Source organism: Sphingobacterium sp. NPDC055431, assembly GCF_053644255.1.
Map to the genome: position 1 here is coordinate 49,075 of NZ_JBSHLH010000013.1, position 19,109 is coordinate 68,183.

The 19,109-nt window shown below is 40.8% G+C and carries 17 protein-coding genes; 6 read left to right on the forward strand and 11 right to left on the reverse strand.

What is annotated here, in order from left to right:
- Nucleotides 1-561 precede the first annotated feature (561 nt).
- The 4 genes from ACWIB3_RS12430 to ACWIB3_RS12445 all read left to right on the forward strand — a co-directional run bounded on the left by ACWIB3_RS12430 (nucleotide 562) and on the right by ACWIB3_RS12445 (nucleotide 5,195).
- A complete protein-coding gene (locus ACWIB3_RS12430; RefSeq protein ID WP_454291746.1) occupies nucleotides 562-1,959 on the forward strand; it encodes a WG repeat-containing protein in 1,398 nt (465 codons plus the stop codon).
- Between the two features lie 77 nt (nucleotides 1,960-2,036).
- Nucleotides 2,037-4,295, forward strand: coding sequence for an ATP-binding protein (locus ACWIB3_RS12435; protein WP_454291747.1), 2,259 nt, complete (start codon nucleotides 2,037-2,039; stop codon nucleotides 4,293-4,295).
- Complete coding sequence (locus ACWIB3_RS12440; RefSeq protein ID WP_185217076.1) at nucleotides 4,292-4,930, forward strand: response regulator transcription factor; 639 nt, start codon at nucleotides 4,292-4,294, stop codon at nucleotides 4,928-4,930. The genes ACWIB3_RS12435 and ACWIB3_RS12440 overlap by 4 nt, the downstream gene beginning before the upstream one ends.
- Before the next feature lie 64 nt (nucleotides 4,931-4,994).
- The gene (locus ACWIB3_RS12445) at nucleotides 4,995-5,195 is read left to right on the forward strand and encodes a hypothetical protein (RefSeq protein WP_185211664.1); all 201 of its coding nucleotides are present in this window, start codon (nucleotides 4,995-4,997) and stop codon (nucleotides 5,193-5,195) included.
- Between the two features lie 59 nt (nucleotides 5,196-5,254).
- On the opposite strand, the gene ACWIB3_RS12450 is transcribed toward ACWIB3_RS12445, so the two are convergent.
- Genes ACWIB3_RS12450 through ACWIB3_RS12465 form a run of 4 tightly spaced genes read right to left on the reverse strand, consistent with a single transcriptional unit; the run spans nucleotide 5,255 to nucleotide 12,340 of the window.
- Nucleotides 5,255-6,526: a glucose-1-phosphate adenylyltransferase gene (locus tag ACWIB3_RS12450; protein ID WP_185211663.1), complete on the reverse strand. Its 1,272-nt coding sequence runs from the start codon at nucleotides 6,524-6,526 to the stop codon at nucleotides 5,255-5,257.
- A gap of 1 nt (nucleotide 6,527) precedes the next feature.
- Nucleotides 6,528-7,943, reverse strand: a complete 1,416-nt coding sequence (locus ACWIB3_RS12455) for a glycogen synthase (RefSeq protein WP_454291748.1) — start codon at nucleotides 7,941-7,943, stop codon at nucleotides 6,528-6,530.
- On the reverse strand, nucleotides 7,940-9,859 hold the full coding sequence (gene glgB, locus ACWIB3_RS12460; RefSeq protein WP_254529128.1) for a 1,4-alpha-glucan branching protein GlgB: 1,920 nt from the start codon (nucleotides 9,857-9,859) through the stop codon (nucleotides 7,940-7,942). The genes ACWIB3_RS12455 and glgB overlap by 4 nt, the downstream gene beginning before the upstream one ends.
- Before the next feature lie 21 nt (nucleotides 9,860-9,880).
- Complete coding sequence (locus tag ACWIB3_RS12465) at nucleotides 9,881-12,340, reverse strand: glycoside hydrolase family 31 protein (RefSeq protein ID WP_454291749.1); 2,460 nt, start codon at nucleotides 12,338-12,340, stop codon at nucleotides 9,881-9,883.
- 267 nt (nucleotides 12,341-12,607) lie between these two features.
- On the opposite strand from ACWIB3_RS12465, the gene queA reads away from it, so the two are divergent.
- Both queA and ACWIB3_RS12475 read left to right on the forward strand, forming a co-directional pair.
- The gene (gene queA, locus ACWIB3_RS12470) at nucleotides 12,608-13,657 is read left to right on the forward strand and encodes a tRNA preQ1(34) S-adenosylmethionine ribosyltransferase-isomerase QueA (RefSeq protein ID WP_185211659.1); all 1,050 of its coding nucleotides are present in this window, start codon (nucleotides 12,608-12,610) and stop codon (nucleotides 13,655-13,657) included.
- Nucleotides 13,658-13,752: 95 nt separating this feature from the next.
- On the forward strand, nucleotides 13,753-14,445 hold the full coding sequence (locus tag ACWIB3_RS12475; RefSeq protein ID WP_454291750.1) for a 2-C-methyl-D-erythritol 4-phosphate cytidylyltransferase: 693 nt from the start codon (nucleotides 13,753-13,755) through the stop codon (nucleotides 14,443-14,445).
- On the opposite strand, the gene ACWIB3_RS12480 is transcribed toward ACWIB3_RS12475, so the two are convergent.
- The 7 genes from ACWIB3_RS12480 to ACWIB3_RS12510 all read right to left on the reverse strand — a co-directional run bounded on the left by ACWIB3_RS12480 (nucleotide 14,442) and on the right by ACWIB3_RS12510 (nucleotide 19,104).
- Nucleotides 14,442-14,594 (reverse strand): lmo0937 family membrane protein, encoded by a 153-nt coding sequence (locus tag ACWIB3_RS12480; RefSeq protein ID WP_139185413.1) that lies wholly within the window; start codon nucleotides 14,592-14,594, stop codon nucleotides 14,442-14,444. The two genes, ACWIB3_RS12475 and ACWIB3_RS12480, sit on opposite strands and share 4 nt — an antisense overlap.
- Nucleotides 14,595-14,697: 103 nt before the next feature.
- A complete protein-coding gene (locus ACWIB3_RS12485) occupies nucleotides 14,698-15,465 on the reverse strand; it encodes an MBL fold metallo-hydrolase (protein ID WP_454291751.1) in 768 nt (255 codons plus the stop codon).
- Nucleotides 15,462-15,734, reverse strand: a complete 273-nt coding sequence (locus ACWIB3_RS12490; protein WP_185211656.1) for a hypothetical protein — start codon at nucleotides 15,732-15,734, stop codon at nucleotides 15,462-15,464. The genes ACWIB3_RS12485 and ACWIB3_RS12490 overlap by 4 nt, the downstream gene beginning before the upstream one ends.
- A gap of 41 nt (nucleotides 15,735-15,775) precedes the next feature.
- Nucleotides 15,776-16,786 carry a glycosyltransferase gene (locus tag ACWIB3_RS12495; protein ID WP_313258526.1) on the reverse strand — a complete coding sequence of 337 codons (1,011 nt, stop codon included), beginning with the start codon at nucleotides 16,784-16,786 and terminating at the stop codon, nucleotides 15,776-15,778.
- Between the two features lies 1 nt (nucleotide 16,787).
- Nucleotides 16,788-17,738: a glycosyltransferase family 2 protein gene (locus ACWIB3_RS12500; RefSeq protein WP_185217083.1), complete on the reverse strand. Its 951-nt coding sequence runs from the start codon at nucleotides 17,736-17,738 to the stop codon at nucleotides 16,788-16,790.
- Nucleotides 17,739-17,802: 64 nt separating this feature from the next.
- On the reverse strand, nucleotides 17,803-18,432 hold the full coding sequence (locus ACWIB3_RS12505; RefSeq protein WP_185211653.1) for a DUF4199 domain-containing protein: 630 nt from the start codon (nucleotides 18,430-18,432) through the stop codon (nucleotides 17,803-17,805).
- Nucleotides 18,433-18,435: 3 nt separating this feature from the next.
- The gene (locus tag ACWIB3_RS12510) at nucleotides 18,436-19,104 is read right to left on the reverse strand and encodes a hypothetical protein (protein WP_454291752.1); all 669 of its coding nucleotides are present in this window, start codon (nucleotides 19,102-19,104) and stop codon (nucleotides 18,436-18,438) included.
- Between the last annotated feature and the right edge of the window lie 5 nt (nucleotides 19,105-19,109).

Below are 19,109 nucleotides of genomic sequence, written 5' to 3' on the forward strand. Positions count from 1 at the left end.
CAATTTCTTTGCGAGCAAAGAAAGGTTTTACAATATTGGTTTATTATTAAATGTTTGTTAATAGTAGGTTAAGATGTTAAATATATTTTATCAAGTACAATTAGTTAATTCAAAAATAACAAAAAGGTTTCGCTACTTCATCTAAAAAGTTAACATAATTAAAGCTTAATAATTACCCTTTAGTTAATCTTATAACTAATTTTCAATTAAAAAGGATATTAGAGAAAATAATGAATAAATGTTGTAACACAGAATATTCTCGTTGCTTAACAAACATTATTTTAAGCATATTTTTAAGTTTAATAATCTTAAAAAGTTGATTCTCCACACATGTTATATCATAGAAAAAGAGGTGAAGTGTCAAATAATTGCTTGGAGTAGTTTACTTACATATTAAAAACCACTGAGTAGGAATACTTACTAAATTTATTTTCCGGAGCTATACAATGTCCACTTCATAAAATCAGGCTATTATTTCCGTGCAACCAACGAAATTAGCTGTTATCAGGGATGGTTTTTCTGCCGTAATCTGCCCATTTTTGTGGAATAACATCATATTTAATGAAAAAACTATTATTTTCTATTTTACTTATTAGCTTTTGCAATCTAACATTGTTGGCACAAGAGCAAAAGCTTCACAGAATCGACTATCGCACTATTTTAATTGGAGAACAAAAGGATCAAGCAAACACTTCAGACAATTATTCATTGAGGGCTTGGTTCAACGACACTTTTATTAAGACTTCGCTCAATGAATCACCCACTAGATTGCAGGTTATCAACAAAAAGACAGATCGCTCTTTCTTGTTGTTTCCAGAATCCGAACAGTATTACATTTACAATGAAGGTAATGATGGTGAAGCTGGAAGGCTATATGTGGAATCAGACGTAGAATTTGAATTCGTCCAGGGAAAAACTAAAACCATAGCAGGCATTCCTTGTAAGATGGCCGTAGTGAATGGAGATTTTGACCTTTCGGGTGATAACTATACTAAGATGGAAGTTTGGTACTCCGATAAACATCCAAACCTATATTGGGATCAATTCATGTTCCTTAAAGATCTACCTGGAGCGGTAATGGAACTTACTATTGGCGAGACTGGATTTACTGCAATTAATATTACCGAAGAAAGCCTGAGCAATACCGAATTTGAGATTCCTACTTTCTATGCTGCATTGGTTGTGGACGAGGAAGAGGGTGAGCATTTAGATGCGGCAGATAGCCTTTCAGCAGTCCCGCAGGTTGATGAAGACCGTTACTTATACCAAGATGAGGACACCGAGCTATTAGGCTTAATGGATGAAAATGGAAATCCTATTACCGAAGCTGATTATACCTTTTTTGATCAATTCAGTGGAGGAATAAGCACAGTAATCAATTTGGATAGCAAATATGGTTCAATGGATAAAGATGGTAACATCAAGATTCCTTTCAAGTATGATTTCCTAGTGTATGACGCAGAATACCAACAGTACATCTATTCCGAAAACGACAAGTTTGGGATCCTTGGTGCCAATGACCAGCCTGTTATCAAGGCTCAATATGATATGGTGAGCCATATGAGCCACGGATACTTATCGGCTACCGTTGGTGATAAAACCGGAATCTTGGACAAAACAGGAAAGGTTATCGTTCCGATTTCTTATCCTCTCATCCTGGAATTCAACGCCGAAGTTTTTGTTTCGGTTGAAAATGATCATTATGTAATGTACAATATCAAACAGAACAAAAAACTTGCAGAAGGCTACGATATGATCTCTCTTTCTGAAAAAGACCCATTGCATATTGTTCAAAAGGGTGAAAAATTCGGATATATCAATAATCAAGGAAAGTTAGTCATCCCTATTAAGTTTAGCAGTGTTTCCTCTTTCGAAGATGGTACGGCATCAGTTATGGATACGGATGATGGCGATGTGTATTATATCAATACCAAAGGTGAAAAAGTAAACATCAACTAATCGAACGAAAGCATAAACAGAGTCCTTAATTAGGCTCTGTTTATGTACTTTTGTCAATACACAAACAGAAAGCAAGAATGAACACTAACATAGGAAAAGTCTTATTATCTATATTTTATGTTTTTCTATTCAACATTCTTGCCCTCCTTCCCCATTCGGCAAAGGCTCAGGATATCCTGGACAAACTCCAAAAAGAATATAATCAATACAACACCGACGATCCTGAAAAATTCTTCAGCACCGGAAAGCTGGCGCAAGCGCTATTCTTCAATCAAAAGGAAGATGAAGCCTTCAAACTACTTAAAAAAGATATCGCCGTTGCCAGCAAGTTAAATGACAGCCGATATTCTGCCTATCTCAATACCATTCTTGCCATCAATCAATTGATTATGGAAGAAACGACAAGTTCAAGGCAAAGCATCTTGAAGGCGAAGTCATTGGTAGACCGCAGCAAGGACATCGAAACCAAAGGATATGTCTATTACGGCTATGGATGGATATTGGCAAGGCAACAACAGGAGGCAGAAGCAGTCAAGCAGTTTATGATCGCGTTAAGTTATTACGATCAGGCCAAACAATCGAATACACTTTTCAACAGAAAAGCAAATGTCTATAAAGAGCTGACGTCTATTTACGCGAACTGGAATGAGTTTGAACTGCAGGAAAAATACAGCAAACTAGCGCTGAATATTGCACTGAAGCAGAAAGATCCACTGACCATTTTTGACACCTACATGTCATTGGGCTATATGTATGAACAGAAATATCTAGAAGACCAACAACATGTAGAATTTAGGAACTCAGCGGAAGAATACTACCTAAAAGCTTTGAATACCTATCTGGAAAAACAGAATGAGATACCAATACCTTCAAACTTAGCTTTTGTAGCCAATAACCTTTCGCATCTCTATTTTAAGTTCTATCCTAAGGAATATAGGGATAAAGCAACTCAGTATGCTGAACTGGCAAAAACAAAAGGACTGGAATCCAAACAGTACAATTTGGTTGCCTCGGCGTATGGGATATTGTCAGAACTGGAACTTCTTAACGGGAACTTCAAAAAAGCAAAAGAACATTTGCTATCATCACTGATAGAGATCAACAAATCCCAGGTACAGGATCAACAGATCTTGATGAGCATCTATAACACCCTTTCACATATCAGTGAGCAAGAGGGAAATTATCAGGAGGCCATCAATTATTATAAAGAATACATTACCTTGTTTACCAATGTCTACGACCAGGAGAAGCTGGGTATAGGCAAGCGTCTTGAAGCACAGTATGAAAAAGGAAAACAGGACCAAGAACTGGCACTCTTACAAGTAGAAGCTGAAAAGAAAGAACAGCAGATCCAATTGATGGCAGCTTTGGGAATCCAGCAGAAGCAGGAACTGGAAAACTTGCGCCTGATCCAGGACAATCAGTCCAAAGAATTGGAGGTCTCCAAACTGACTGCTGAGAAGCAGTTTCAGGAAATTCAGATGTCTAAACTGGAAGCCAAGAACAGAGCTCAAGAAATCAGCAATTATCAACAAGAAATCAGCTTAAAGGATAAAATCAACACGTATTACATTGCTTTGATGATCGCAGCCTTAACCCTATTGGCGGTCCTATTCTATGCCTATACGCAGCGCCTGAAACATATGAAACAAAGGGAGAACTTTCACAACCTTGCCATCGAACAAGAAAGACAAAATGCGAAAATATCCATGCTGACTGCCCTATTGGATGGGCAAGAACAAGAAAGGGCAAGGATTGCACGCGATCTACACGACGGCTTAGGAGGACTTTTATCAGGAACCAAACTGCAATTATCCCATCTGAACGACCAAACATCATTTGAGATCCAGGAGAAGATGCAAAAGGGAATCACCCAATTGGATATGGCCGTTGATGAACTCCGTCGAGTTGCCCACAACCTGACACCAGACCTATTGCAGAAGTTTGGTTTGCAGGAAGCCTTGAATGACTATGCCTCACGCATGTGCAATGATAATCTGGAAATCGATGTCCAATTCCTGCATTTTAACAACAACATGAATCTTGACCAGCAACTGGTCATCTATAGAATTATCCAAGAACTGGTCAATAATGCCATTAAGCATGCGGACCCTAGCCAAATCCTTATCCAGCTTGTTGAGGAAGACTCCGAATACCATATCACCGTTGAGGACGACGGAAAAGGGTTTGACAGGAACAATCACAGCAACAAATCTGCAGGCTTGCAGAACATACGATCAAGAGTAGAGTTCTTGAAAGGTAATTTGAATGTACAATCTGATATCGGTCAAGGTAGTAGCTTTGAAATCAATATCCCAAAAAACAAACAAACATGATAAATATCGCCATCACCGACGACCATCCTTTACTATCCGAAGGCTTGAAGAACATCCTTGCCCAAGAGCCAGATTTAAATATCATTGGTTGTTATCCCAATGCGCAGGTCTTGGTAAAGGCTTTGGAAGAAACTGCGATTGATGTCTTGCTATTGGACATCAACCTTTCTGATGCGAATGGATTGGAATTGATCAGTCCATTGATCAAAAAACATAAGGATCTTAAGATCATCATGCTCAGTGTTCACAATGAATTTGCTGTGATCAACAGCGCTTTTCAGGAAGGGGCGCATGGCTATATCCAGAAAAATGCTTCCATTGACGAGATCAAGCTTGGCATCCAAGAAATTCTTTTTGGAAAGAAATTTCTATGCAAACAGACCAAACTGATCATCGATAAGAAAAACAGTACGGAACTGAAGAGTGTCCCAAAATTGACCCGTCGGGAAAAGGAAATATTGGCTGAAGCGGCACAGGGACTGACGACGACCCAAATTGCAGAAAAGCTCTTTATTAGCCACCACACTGTGGAGAGCCATCGTAAGAACCTGATCGAAAAATTCAAGACCAGCAACTTGAGCTCGGCCATAAAAATGGCCCTTGATTATGGCTTAATCCGCGAATCTGTTGACTAACATGCCATCTCAAACTATTTATCTCTTTATTTGTTTAAGAATAGTAAACTAATGGAGAATAACGATGCAAGAAAAAGAAGATGAACAAGGAAACAAAATCAATAACGCCGAAGATGTAGACCCTACAAAGGTTCCAGAAACAGTCGTTAAAGAGAAAGATGATCAGCCAGCAGCTAACAATCTCAAGAAAACAATCATCATTGCAATCATTGTCTTGGCGATCATTTACTTTATCTATGAATTGGTATTAAAAGGCCAACAATAAAAACATAAAAAAGAAAGGCTATCCGAGTGGGATAGCCTTTCTTTTTAAATCTTATAGTTCTAGAACCCAATGGTTCTGCCATGTTCTATTACAGCATTTTTCTTGATGACGATAATACCTTCACAAATTGTGTACTCAGGAAAATCCCCATCCTTTAATTGCTTCCCACCTTTAATCCTCACATCATTTCCAATCCTACAGTTCTTGTCCAAGATGGCATTTTCGATATAACAGCGCTCACCTACTCCAATTGGTGGCGGAGCTTGGGATGAAGTTAATTGTACAACTTCATTTAATTCTTCATAATAATCCGACCCCATCATATAGGTCATCTTGACCACGGTTCCTTCCCCTATCCTAGAACGGATCCCAATCACAGAACGTTGGATCTTTTCAGCCAAGATAATACATCCATCAGCTATGATTGCATTGTTCAGGGTAGTACCTGACACTTTTGATGGTGGCAACATACGCGCCCGGGTATATACCGTTTCGCCAAAAAGGTTGAATTCCGGGATATCATCTGTCAATCCAATATTCGCTTCAAAGAAAGAAGGGATCGTACCGATATCGGTCCAATAGCTGTCAAAAGGATAGCTCAATACATTTGAACTTTCGATTGCATCTGGAATAATCTCTTTTCCAAAATCCATTCCGTTGTTCTCTGCCAACATCCTCGACATCACTCCTTTGGAGAACACATAGATACCCATGGAAGCCAAATAGTTTCTACCTTGTTTTTCCAATTCTTCAGGCACCTCCGAGGTCCAGTCTTCCAAAAGGTCCTTGGTCGGTTTTTCAATAAAGGAGATGACCTTATTGTTTTCATCCGATTTCAGGATTCCAAAACCTGGAGCTTCCTTGGCCGTTACTGGAATGGTTCCAATGGTGATTTCCCCTCCGTTCTTAACATGGAAGTCCACCATGGCCGAATAATCCATTTGATAGAGTTGATCGCCCGAAAGGATCAGCACGTAATCATAGTCCACATTCACCAAGTTCTTCTGGGTCCTTCTAACCGCATCGGCGGTACCTTCAAACCAGCGATCACCTTCATTGGTCTGCTCTGCAGCCAATATATCCACAAAACCCTTACTGAAAATACTGAAGTTGTAGGAGTTCTTGATATGCTTGTTTAATGAAGCCGAGTTGTATTGCGTCAGTACATATATCTTATTGTAGCCAGAATTAAGACAATTGGAAATTGGGATATCAACCAATCTATACTTTCCTGCAATTGGAACTGCTGGTTTCGAACGTTGGTCTGTCAACGGAAATAAGCGGGTTCCTCGACCCCCACCTAGTACTATAGAAACAACTTTATGCGACATATCATTTAAGTAATTGGTTATATAACTCTATATATTTCTTTGCCGATTTGTTCCAAGAATAATCCAATACCATCGCAGCATCCCTTGTTTTCGTCAAGTTATCAGCATAACTCAAATATTTGATTGCTCTTTTCACAGTCTCAGCAGCTTCATCAGCCTCTACATCATTGAAAAGAAAGCCATAGCCTCCCTCTTCTACATCCTTTACGGTATCTCTTAGCCCCCCTATCTTGCGAACGACAGGAATGGTCCCATATTTTAATGCATACAGTTGGTTCAATCCACAGGGCTCCACACGCGAAGGCATAATCAACAGGTCTGAGGCTGCATAAACCCGGTGAGCCAATTGCTCATTATACCCAAAGAATACTGCTAGATCATTTTTATAGTTAGGAGCGATAGCCTCTATAGATTGTTGGATACCCGCATCACCAGAGCCTAGTATAAATATACTTAATTTCCCTGAGTTTTTCTTCAAAAGATTCTCAATTAATTCAGGCAAAATATCTGCTCCTTTTTCCGTGGCAAATCGACCGATATAGCTTAACAGAGGCTTGCTCGGATCTAGACCAAATTCTTTGCAAAAGGTCATTTTGTTCTCAGCCTTCCCTTGGTTCACGGTTACCATGGAATATTGATGATCGATTAAGGCATCGATCTCTGGATCCCAAAAAGAGGTGTCAATACCATTGACTATGCCCACGGCCTTGGAGCGTTCATCTGAAAACAAATCCTGCAATCCATTTGCATCCACAAACAGTTCCTTTAGATAACCTTCAGAAACGGTGGTATAGGCATCACAGCATTTTATGGCGGTGGCCAACGGATTGATCAGACCATCCCAATCCAACAACCCCCATTTCCAGGTATCAAATGATGGCAGGATAATCCCTTTGCTCCAGGACATCCAGCCTTGATACTGTCCATTATGGACCGTCACTACCGTTTTTACACCCTTGAAGACATTGAATTCATTGCTCCACTTGGTCAAGAAAGGAACCAATCCTACATGATGATCATGGCAGTGCAGCACATCCGGATGAATATCATTGCTTTTTAGGTAATGGAGAACCGCATGCTGAAAGGCAATCCATTGATCTGCCTCATCTTGATAACAATAAATCTCTTCACGGTCCAAAAGATTAGGGATCTTCACCAAGAACAACGGAAATCCCAATTCATCTTTTTTCTCCTTTAATATTTCATAGGTCAATACACTGGAACCCTGTGGGAATTCTCCACGGGCTACCACATCAAATTCATGATCCTGTACAAACTTCCTGTTGAAGTAGGGCATGATGACCGATGCATCAATACCTAATTCCCTTTGGTATTTAGGCAAGGCACCCACCACATCCGCCAATCCGCCGACTTTGGCGACAGGAAAACATTCTACACTTAAATGTATGACTTTCATTTTCCGAATTTTCTTTTAAATACTAAACCGCTCAATGGTGGCAGGTCTACGACAATGGCTTGTTCCTGCCCCATCCAAGGTTCATTTTCTGTAATCAATTCTTTCTTAACCGATACGCCACTGCCATTATATGCCTGATCGTCCGAGTTCAGGATCAGCTCCCATTTTCCCGGATGCGGCACACCTAACTTAAATTTCCTCCGGACAACAGGCGTAAGATTGAGGATGACCACTAGGTCGTTCACCATATCGTGCCCACGTCTGCAATACGCAAAGACGCTTTGATCCCTGTCCCCTAATTCTATCCAGAAAAACCCTTCCGGACTGAATGCTTTCTCATAAAGTGCTGGATACTTTCTATAGATCTCATTTAATTTCGCCACGAAATTCTTTAGACTAGAATGCGGCTTGTACTGCAACAGATGCCAGTCCAAGGATTGGTTGACATTCCACTCTGCAGTCTGACCAAATTCCCCACCCATGAAGAGCAATTTCGTTCCTATAAAAGTAAACATGTATAGGTATAATGCCCTGAGGTTGGCAAACTTCTGCCATTCATCGCCAGGCATTTTATAGACCAAGGAACGCTTGCCATATACCACTTCATCATGCGATAAAGGCAGCATAAAGTTTTCCGTAAATCCATATACGGTGGCAAAGGTCAGCTTATCATGATGGTAGGAACGATTGATAGGATCTTCCTTGAAATAGGCTAATGTATCGTGCATCCAGCCCATCATCCATTTCATTCCAAACCCAAGTCCACCATTAAAGGTGGCACGGCTCACCCCCGTCCAAGAAGTAGACTCTTCGGCAATGGTCTGCACGTTGGGGTAATATTTGGAAACAGCCTCGTTGAATTCCTTCAAGAAGGCCACTGCTTCAAGGTTTTCATTTCCGCCCAACTCATTAGGTTCCCATTCACCAGCTTTCCTTGAATAATCCAGATAAAGCATGGAGGCAACGGCATCCACCCGCAATCCATCGATATGATATCGATCCAGCCAGAAAAAGGCATTACTGATCAAGAACGATTTAACCTCATTCCTTCCATAATTGAATATATAGGATTGCCAATCGGGGTGGAAACCCTTTCTAGGATCCGCATGTTCATACAGGTGGGTTCCATCAAAATTATAGAGCCCATGGGCATCTCCCGGAAAATGCGAAGGCACCCAGTCCAGGATTACGCCAATATGGCTTTCATGCAACAGCTCGATCAATTTCATCAAGTCCTGTGGACCTCCAAACCTGGAGCTCGCCGCATAATAACCGGTAATCTGATATCCCCACGAAGGATAATATGGATGCTCCATGATAGGCATAAATTCCACATGGGTAAAACCAGTTTCCTGAATGTAAGGTATCAGCTGTTCTGCAATTTCTAAATAGCTTAAGAAACGATCTGGATCTTTAGGATCACGAAGCCAAGAGCCCAAATGCATTTCATAGACCGACATGGGCCTATCCAGTGCATTATGCTCCCTACGACTGAACATCCATTCTGAATCATTCCAATCAAAGTATGTTGTAGCAACAATCGATGCTGTCTTCGGTGGTATCTCGGTATGCAGGGCAAATGGATCAGACTTCTCCAGATGCTCCCCAGTATTGGAATGGATATGGTATTTATAGACCTCTCCATTCTCCAATCCAGGAATAAAACCTTCCCAAATGCCCGAACTGTCCCATCGAACCTGTAATTGATGCGAATGAGGATTCCATCCATTAAAGTTTCCGACTACCGACACTGTTTGGGCGTTGGGTGCCCATACCGCAAAATATACTCCCTTTACCCCATTAATTAGAAGTTCATGAGAACCAAATTTCTCATAAAGCTTATAATGCCGTCCTGCCTTGAATAAGAAAACATCAAATTCGGACAATAAGGAGTGTACTTCAACTGGTTGAGGCATAATTAAGTAGGTTTTAGCTAGTTATTGAATATTTACTTTTTTAAAATCTCGCTCTAATTTAATAAAACTGTTTCCTTGCTCATCTTTCTGCAAAGCGGTTTTGACCCCGTCTACCGTGATCTGTTTTGGCTCAAATGGCAAACCGATCAGGTACAGATGGAAATCGCTGTAATATGGAGTATACAACCCTTCCTCACCTTGAATCACGCTGACCTGCTTGGCATCACAGCTTGCAATAAAATTCTTCTCCACATAGACCCCTTGTTCATAGGCAAAGGTTTCTCCATGATCGGAATATAGGTAAGATGCATGTTCACCTTCGGAATAGTACAGGTTCAATCGCAATGACTCCACCCTGCGCTCTCCAGTAAACTGCATCACAGGATACTCAGGAATAATCGATCCACCACGGACAAAGAATGGCATCTCATCCAATGGCGTATCAATGGTATATTCCTGACCACCTTCATAGAAACTGTTGTCAAAATAATAATACCAGGTTCCTTCAGGCAAATAAACAATTTTGTTCTGTTGACCAGGATGAAGGACTGGCGAAACCAACAATTGATTCCCAAAACCAAACTCCTCCTCACGGACCATATTTTTGGCCTTTTCCTGTTCCATCAAGGCAACCGGTCTTAAGATAGGTTCACCATATTTATGTTGCAACCAAAATGTTGAATAGATATAGGGTAACAACTTGTATCTCAATTCAATAAACTTCTTACAGATCGCTTCCCATTCTGGTCCGAAGCTCCAAGGCTCACGATCGCGGGTATCACCTGCCGAGTGGACCCGCATAAATGGAGAGAACACCCCAAACTGCATCCAACGCGTGTACAGTTCACCATCTGGCTCACCGGTAAATCCACCGATATCGGTTCCACAGAAAGAAAGTCCAGAAACCGAAAGACGCTGTAACTGTAAGGTTCCGATGCGCAAATGCTCCCAAGTAGCGATATTGTCACCCGTCCATACCGATGAGTACCGCTGCGTACCGGCATAGGCAGCACGGGTAATGGTAAACGGACGTTTGTTTTTATATAATTTCTTCAGGCCGTCGTAAGTCGCGCGGACCATCTGCATACCATATACGTTATGCGCTTTACGGTGCGAACCACGATGTCCTTCAAATTGATGCCTAACATCATTCGGGAAAGTCCCTCTACCAAATACAGCGGGCTCATTCATGTCGTTCCAGAAACCTGCAACGCCATCATCGACCAAACCTTTGTATAGTGTGCCCCACCATGTCCGTACCTCCGGATTTGTGAAATCAGGGAATTGACACCTTCCTGGCCATACAAACCCTTCCATGAAATAATCATCCCCCCGGCGGCAGAAATAGTTGTTCTCCTGACCTTGCTTGAAAACCCAATAGCTATCATCCACCTTGATGCCCGGATCGATCATCACCACCGTTTTAAATCCATTGGCATTGAGGTCCGAAATCATCTTTTTAGGATCTGGAAAATAGCGCTTGTTCCAAGTAAAACAACGGTATCCATCCATATAGTCGATATCCAAATAGATAGCGTCACAAGGAATTTCACGTTTTCTGAATTCATAGGCAACTTCACGAACCTTATTCTCTGGGTAATAGCTCCACCTACATTGATGGTAGCCCAAGCCCCACATTGGAGGCATATAATGGGTGCCGGTGAGTTTATGATAGCGCTTTACCACGTCCATCATTTTTGGACCTTGGATATAATAGTATAGCAGTTCTCCACCTTCAGACCAAAAACTGGTTTGGTCCTGATGTTCTGCAGCGAAGTCAAAATAAGTCTTGAAGGTATTGTCGAAGAAGATTCCATAGGCCTGACCTTCGGTTACCCCCATATAGAACGGGATCGTCTTATAGAGTGGATCCTGATTGAAGGCATAGGAATAGGTATCCGAATTCCAGTTCTTCACCCTTCTCCCTCTCAGGTTCAGGTTGGTAGCTTTATCGCCCAGTCCAAAGAAAGCTTCATCAGCAGCAACTTCCTTAGAACAATAGACATAATAACCACCAAAATCTACATTCTCTTCCCAGTGCATTGGCGAATGGTCTTTGTTCAAGACCTTCTCGTTCGTATCCGCAAAGGAAATGGTAAAATCCGATTTACGGATCAAGCATATCGTAGAGTTCGTTTTTACTTTGTAATATTCGGCATCTTCCAAAAGTTCATAACTCACGTAGTTATCTTCCTTGAAACTGATGGCATAAGAGAAATCGACCAAGAAAGAACCTTCAGGTGCCAATCGCACTCGGATGATATCCTCTGAAAAAACTTTCACTTCCACTTTCGATCGCCCATCCGAAAAATAAAACGCGTTTCGGTCTTGCGTATAGCCTTTAACAGCAGTTAAATAAAGCTTTTCTATATTGGGAAGGTCGAGAACTGGATTATTAACGTGATGGATTCCATCGTCTAGTGTGTCAGGGTTAGGTATTAAATCATTTGCAAAATCGCCCTTCTTTGTTGTATCTGTCATAAAAAATTAATCTAAATAGGTAATAGACAGTGTAAATGTCAGTTTTAAATTACAATATATTTTATAGAAATCAATGTTATTAAATAAATTCGGTTGAACATGTACTAAAATGTACAGTCATAGCTACATGGTTTTACCCGATATTATCATTAAATTGTTGTAATACAAGAAAAAGGGTATAATTAGCTTTTAATTTCGTAATTTTGTAAGCCTTTTTAAAATCTAGCCCCAGTAAGGCTAGAGGGCATAATACATCAGTAGAATAACATGAAATTATCTCAATTCAACTTTAATCTTCCAGAGTCATTGCTAGCATCTGAGCCTTCAGAACAAAGAGATGAATCTCGTTTAATGGTTTTACACCGCGATAGTGGAAAAATCGAACACAAGATCTTCAAAGATGTTCTGGATTATTTTGATGATAAAGATGTCATGATCTTGAACAACACAAAGGTTTTCCCTGCTCGTATGTATGGTAATAAAGAAAAGACTGGAGCGACTATCGAAGTATTCTTGTTGAGGGAACTGAACAAAGAATTACGCCTTTGGGACGTTTTGGTTGATCCTGCTCGTAAAATCCGTGTTGGTAACAAATTGTATTTCGGAGATGACGATCTTTTGGTTGCCGAAGTAGTAGACAATACCACTTCCCGTGGCCGTACCATCCGTTTCCTTTTTGATGGTACTGACGAAGAGTTCCGTAAGAACATCGAGATCTTAGGTGAAACTCCTCTTCCTAAATACATCAAAAGAAAAGCAACTCCTGAAGATAAATTCCGCTACCAAACTATCTACGCTAAAAACGAAGGTGCCGTTGCAGCGCCAACCGCTGGATTGCACTTCTCCCGCGAATTGATGAAACGCTTAGAACTTAAGGGCGTAGATTTCGCTGAAGTAACCCTTCACGTAGGTCTTGGTACTTTCCGTACGGTTGAAGTAGAAGATTTAACTAAACATAAAATGGATTCCGAACAGTATATCATTTCTGAGGAAGCTGCTCGCATCGTTAATAAGGGTATCGATAACAAACGCAAGATCTGTGCAGTAGGTACAACATCCATGCGCGCTATCGAATCCTCAGTATCTGCCGACAAACATTTGAAAGCAGCAAATGATTGGACTTCCAAGTTCATCTATCCTCCTTATGATTTCAGCATCGCCAACTCGATGATCACCAATTTCCATACTCCACAATCTACCCTTTTGGTTATGATTGCAGCTTTCGCAGGATATGAAAATGTAATGAATGCATACGAAGTTGCCGTAAAAGAGAAATACCGTTTCTATAGCTATGGAGACGCTATGTTGATTATTTAATAATTTACTCCTTAAATAAGAAAAACGCAGGTCAATGACCTGCGTTTTTTATTCCTTTTTATTTACTTTGTTTTATTAAACGCTATATCAAAGCTATGTCTACCCATTTTGTCATCATCGTTGCTGCTGGAACAGGCTCTAGGCTTGGAGGAAATCTCCCAAAGCAATTTCTTCTGTTGGATGGAAAACCCATCCTCATGCATACCCTGGAGAAATTCGCCTCTTCACAGACCAAGCCCGAAATTATCCTCGTTCTTTCCGAACAGATGTTTGGTCTTTGGGAGGAACTCTGCAGAGAATATGATTTCAACATCCCGCATCAGGTGACTCAAGGTGGAAACACGAGATTCCAGAGCGTAAAAAATGGTATTGAATTTATTAAGGGAAGTACCCAACTGGGGTTAGAATCTAAAATTGGGGTTCACGATGGCGCTAGACCATTGTTGAGCGGCAAATTGATCGATGAGTTATATACGACCTGTAACTTGGATAGACCTGCGGTAATCCCTGCTGTACAGAGTACAAATTCTGTAAGGATGGGGATGCAGGAACAAAGCCATGCGGTGGATAGGCAAACCGTCTGGTTGGTACAGACGCCACAACTGTTTATGGGCAAACTACTGATCGAAGCCTATGAACAGCCTGAGGAAAGCTTTTTTACAGATGACGCATCTGTTGTAGAAAAGTTGAGCAATAACTTATACCTGCTCCCCGGAGATCAACAGAACCTGAAGATTACCTTTGAAGAAGACATAGCCATTGCTCAACTGTTATTTAATAAAATTTAAGCGTTGCCTCTGATTATTCTCAATAAGATCACAATAATGGCAATAACCAATAAAATGTGAATAATACCGCCAGTAGCATAACCTCCAAAGAAGCTAATTGCCCAAATGATGACGAGAATAACCGCGATTAAATACAAAATATTTCCCATAGTAGTTAAAATTTGTGTTTTGTAAAATAGTTTATTCAATGATTCAATTTTCATTAGGATAAACAAGTCATTCAAACAAATTGTTTTAAACAGACATATTTTTTTACAATAAATCAATAACTAACTGATCGTAAGACACATAAATTCCGTCCGGCAACATGGTTTCTATCTCCACGTGCTTTCCAAAACGATGTGAAATATGGGTAAGGTAGGTTTTTTGGGGTTGTATCCGATTGGAAACTTCGATAGCCTCCTCCAAAGTCAAATGGGAAATATGAGGTTCGCGCTGCAAAGCATTGATCACCAAAACCTCCACTCCTTCCAATAATTTAAAGGATTCCTCAGATATAGTCTTGGCATCGGTGATATAGGCAAAATTATCCATCCTAAATCCCAGAACCGGCATCTTGTAGTGCATCACCTCCACCGGCAGGATTGATTTTCCGTACAGCTCAAAAGCCTGCCCGGCAAAGATTTCCTCAAGCTCCAGCTGAGGCACTCCGGGGTATTTATAATCACTGAAGGCATAGTAGAACTCCTTCCTCAAGGCATCATGGGTCGCCTTATTGGAATAGATCGGAATGGATTGCTGCTGTTGGTAATTAAAGGCACGGACATCATCCAAACCTGCAATATGGTCTTTATGGGAATGCGTCATTAATACGGCATCCAGGCGCTTGACTTCCTGGCGTAACATCTGGTACCTAAAGTCAGGTCCTGTATCCACAATGACCGAATAGCCATTGTATTCCAGCAATATCGAAGAACGTAGGCGATTATCTCGCTTATCCTCCGAATGGCAGACTTCACATGGACATGCAATAACCGGAACTCCCTGCGAGGTTCCTGTACCTAAAAATGTTACTCTCAAACCGTAATTTTTGTCTTTTTTATTTGCTGATAAAAAGTCTTTAATTTTTCTTGGATCAAGCTCTCATCCACTTCCATGGTTTCCAAGATTTGCAATAGGGAAACCACTTTCATGTCCACGGTCGAGAACTTGTTTACCACCACCACCCTGGCGTTCTGCAGAACACATGCACCGGTCCGGAACGATCCCTTCTCATAGCGCAGTTTATAGCCAAGATCACTGAACAGGGTTTCTAATTTATCTAAACTTCCTTGAGTTAATGAAATCATAGTATCTCCTCATCACAATTTAATAAAGCATCAGGAATTTATCAATTCTTTGAAGCCTTTTTATTCGTAATAAATTTTTGGGCATATTGGCTCAGGAATCCAGATCCATACGCTATCAATTGCGTATAAGCTGCAATCACCGACAAGAAGGCAACCTTCAGGCTCTTGGTACTGACCAAGGCATGTAGAAACAGTAATATGGTATAGATCGCTAGAAAAGAATTGCCTATCAGGCCCAGGATATGTAAAAAATAGATCTCGTCCATGGTCAACAGGTTGATGACATCGATCATGAGCAAGAAAGCCAAGCCCAACACAAATACGGCAGGCAGGGCATGAACAGGCTTCAATTCCTTCGGGTACAGACAGTAAATATCGATCCTTCCCTTTCCAAAATTATAGGTCTGCTTATAGAATTGAGCAAAGCTCGTCCTTCGTTTATGGTAAACAAAAGCATCTGGAATCAAACCAACCTTAAAGCCGGAATTGATCATCCGGATACTGAATTCGATATCCTCGGAGCGACGGGAAAGCTTAAATCCCCCAGTTTTCTCCCAAACGGCACGGCTGATCCCTAGATTGAAACTTCTGGGATGAAACTGTCCGACATGCTTTTTATTGCCACGGATACCGCCTGTGGTAAACGGACTGGTCATCGAATAGCTGATCGCTTTCTGTATGGCCGTAAAAGAAGAATGTGCTGCATCTGGACCACCAAATGCATCCAGTTTATCTTTTTCAATCCCTTCGATTACCTTGAGCAGATAATCTTCTGGAACAATGATATCAGAATCAAAAACAATGAAGAAATCTCCTTTTGCTCTTTCAAAACCATAGTTCCGAGCAAATCCCTGACCTTCATTTTCCTTAAAGAAATACTGTATATCCAGTCTGTCTTTGAACTTATCTACAATATGTTCCGAATTATTTTTGGATCCATCCTCCACAATGATCACTTCAAATTCCTTGTAGGTTTGGTCCAACAAAGAACTGAGCATTTCCTTGATCTCAACCGGTCTGTTATAGAGAGGAACGATGATGGAAAAAAACATATTAGATGACTTCGTCTACATGATATTTATTCCTATCGGAACCATTGCGCGATACCAGCTCGGCAACAAATCCAGTCAGGAATAATTGTGATCCAATGATGATGGCCACCAATGCCAAAAAGAACAATGGCTGGTCGGTCACATTTCTATAAACGGTACCATTGGCGATGCTCATCAGCTTTTCACAGATCAACCAGATGGTAATGAAAAATCCCAGTAAGAAACTGATAACGCCTAAAGGTCCAAAGAAGTGCATGGGCCTCTTGGCGAACTTTCCTACAAAGAATATGGACATCAAATCCAGAAATCCCTTTACAAAGCGTCCCGGACCAAATTTGGTCGTACCATATTTCCGGGGATAGTGCTGAACGACCTGCTCCTGAATATTGCTAAAACCAGCCCATTTGGCCAGTACAGGAATATAGCGGTGCATCTCACCGTAAACCTCTATGCTCTTTACCACATCTTTCTTATAGGCTTTCAGCCCACAGTTGAAATCATGCAGGTTGTCTATACCCGACATACTGCGCGTAGCAGAGTTGAACAACTTGGTAGGAATGGTCTTTGTCAATGGATCATACCGCTTTTTCTTCCAACCTGAAACCAGGTCAGCATCTTGGTTCATGATCCGGTCATAAAGCTCAGGAATCTCATCAGGACTATCTTGAAGGTCAGCATCCATCGTAATGACCACATCGCCTTCCGCCGCTGCAAAACCAACGTTAAGCGCCGCCGATTTCCCATAGTTCCTCCTGAAACGTATACCGATAACATTCTCATTCTCCTTTTTCAGGTTCTTGATCACCTTCCAAGAACTATCCTTACTGCCATCGTCAACCATAACGATTTCGTAAGTGAAATTATTGGCATCCATAACGCGCTTAATCCAAGCCGTCAATTCAGGAAGTGATTCTTCCTCGTTGTATAAAGGTATTACTACTGAAATGTCCATAATGAATAAAGAACAAAGGTATCATTTTTGGATGATACCTTTATCATATAAACGTTAGCGTTTGTTAAGCGTTATTATCGTTGTTATCTGTGTTTTGCCAAGGATGTGCTTCATCTGAACTGCTTGCAGGTTTGAACATGGGCTTCTCTTTTTTGAAGATTGCCGCAAAAATCAAGGCCAATACAAAGTAAAGCAATAAGGAAACCGCCAATCCCTTCAGGATCTGCCCGATCGACAAGGAACCTAAGGCTTCCTTCTGCTGATCCAACATCTCCAAGGTAGCATCAATCTGCTCATCAGGCATATTATTGGCTTCCATCATCTCAATGGTCAGGTTCTGCGTGTTTTCAATAGCTTCTACCTGTAAGCTTGGATAAACCATATTGAATATATTGATACCGATAAGACCTATGGCAGCCGTAATGGCCAACATAATAAAGATATTCTTCAGGGCCGTGGAAAAATCCCAATACCCACCGTTAGCTTTTCTCAATTTCAGGATAAAGAATACAGCAATCGCAAGGAAAACCGCATAACTAACGAAAATATTGATGACCGAAGAAGTAACGATCGATGTAGCTGATTTCGAAAAATAAAGGGAAATAATGGAAAGAACAAAGGATATCACTCCTAAGATGACGCCATTGATCACGGCTTGTTTCCTTACATTATTTGTAGCGTTGATTGAATCCATAATTTATGAGTTGTAGTTTATGATTAATTGCAGAAGCGCTTGGTCTAATGCCTTATTCGGAGCTGCCTGCGCATATTCCTCCAACTGTCCTGCATTTGGTTTCTGTTCGTTGAAGAAAGAAATCAAAGGATAGAATAAATCAACCAATTCATCATCCTCAGAAAGCCCTTTGGCCACTTTTGCGATTTCATTATAGTCGCTATCGATCAAGATCTGATTGGCAATTACCTTTTCATAAATCCTGTATTCATCCTGAAATTCATCTTCTTCAACCAAAAGGAACTCCTTCAAGAAATCATCCAACGAAGGTTCAACCTCGTCATCTTCACATTCTTTCAGGTATAATAGAATATTCAACAGTTCTGAGCCACGATCAAGAGTTTCCTCCTCGATCGCTTCCCATTCTTCTGAATCGAGATAGTCCTCTTCCAATTTCTGGACATCCTCTGCAAAGAAGTTGATCATCAACAGGTCAAAACTATATTCGCGCAGTTCTTCAAAGCGTTGATTGTCATCAAAAACAGCATCCATGGCCTCTACCTTATCCATAAATGGAGCATCTAATTCAAATGCGGAAGCTAAGCTCGGAAGGATATCCTGTCCATCAATCTGCTCTACCTTAGCATAATTATTTACAGCAGCCTCTAAGGCATTCTTTACTTTAGTATCCATATGTT

What these genes read in the sequence shown, in the direction of transcription:
- queA (WP_185211659.1), top strand. Translation starts at nt 12,608, where the DNA reads ATGAAATTATCTCAATTCAACTTTAATCTTCCAGAGTCATTGCTAGCA.
- ACWIB3_RS12455 (WP_454291748.1), bottom strand. Translation starts at nt 7,943, where the DNA reads ATGAAAGTCATACATTTAAGTGTAGAATGTTTTCCTGTCGCCAAAGTC.
- ACWIB3_RS12435 (WP_454291747.1), top strand. Translation starts at nt 2,037, where the DNA reads ATGAACACTAACATAGGAAAAGTCTTATTATCTATATTTTATGTTTTT.
- ACWIB3_RS12475 (WP_454291750.1), top strand. Translation starts at nt 13,753, where the DNA reads ATGTCTACCCATTTTGTCATCATCGTTGCTGCTGGAACAGGCTCTAGG.
- ACWIB3_RS12505 (WP_185211653.1), bottom strand. Translation starts at nt 18,432, where the DNA reads ATGGATTCAATCAACGCTACAAATAATGTAAGGAAACAAGCCGTGATC.
- ACWIB3_RS12440 (WP_185217076.1), top strand. Translation starts at nt 4,292, where the DNA reads ATGATAAATATCGCCATCACCGACGACCATCCTTTACTATCCGAAGGC.
- glgB (WP_254529128.1), bottom strand. Translation starts at nt 9,859, where the DNA reads ATGCCTCAACCAGTTGAAGTACACTCCTTATTGTCCGAATTTGATGTT.
- ACWIB3_RS12445 (WP_185211664.1), top strand. Translation starts at nt 4,995, where the DNA reads ATGCAAGAAAAAGAAGATGAACAAGGAAACAAAATCAATAACGCCGAA.
- ACWIB3_RS12480 (WP_139185413.1), bottom strand. Translation starts at nt 14,594, where the DNA reads ATGGGAAATATTTTGTATTTAATCGCGGTTATTCTCGTCATCATTTGG.
- ACWIB3_RS12500 (WP_185217083.1), bottom strand. Translation starts at nt 17,738, where the DNA reads ATGGACATTTCAGTAGTAATACCTTTATACAACGAGGAAGAATCACTT.
- ACWIB3_RS12450 (WP_185211663.1), bottom strand. Translation starts at nt 6,526, where the DNA reads ATGTCGCATAAAGTTGTTTCTATAGTACTAGGTGGGGGTCGAGGAACC.
- ACWIB3_RS12465 (WP_454291749.1), bottom strand. Translation starts at nt 12,340, where the DNA reads ATGACAGATACAACAAAGAAGGGCGATTTTGCAAATGATTTAATACCT.
- ACWIB3_RS12490 (WP_185211656.1), bottom strand. Translation starts at nt 15,734, where the DNA reads ATGATTTCATTAACTCAAGGAAGTTTAGATAAATTAGAAACCCTGTTC.
- ACWIB3_RS12510 (WP_454291752.1), bottom strand. Translation starts at nt 19,104, where the DNA reads ATGGATACTAAAGTAAAGAATGCCTTAGAGGCTGCTGTAAATAATTAT.
- ACWIB3_RS12495 (WP_313258526.1), bottom strand. Translation starts at nt 16,786, where the DNA reads ATGTTTTTTTCCATCATCGTTCCTCTCTATAACAGACCGGTTGAGATC.
- ACWIB3_RS12430 (WP_454291746.1), top strand. Translation starts at nt 562, where the DNA reads ATGAAAAAACTATTATTTTCTATTTTACTTATTAGCTTTTGCAATCTA.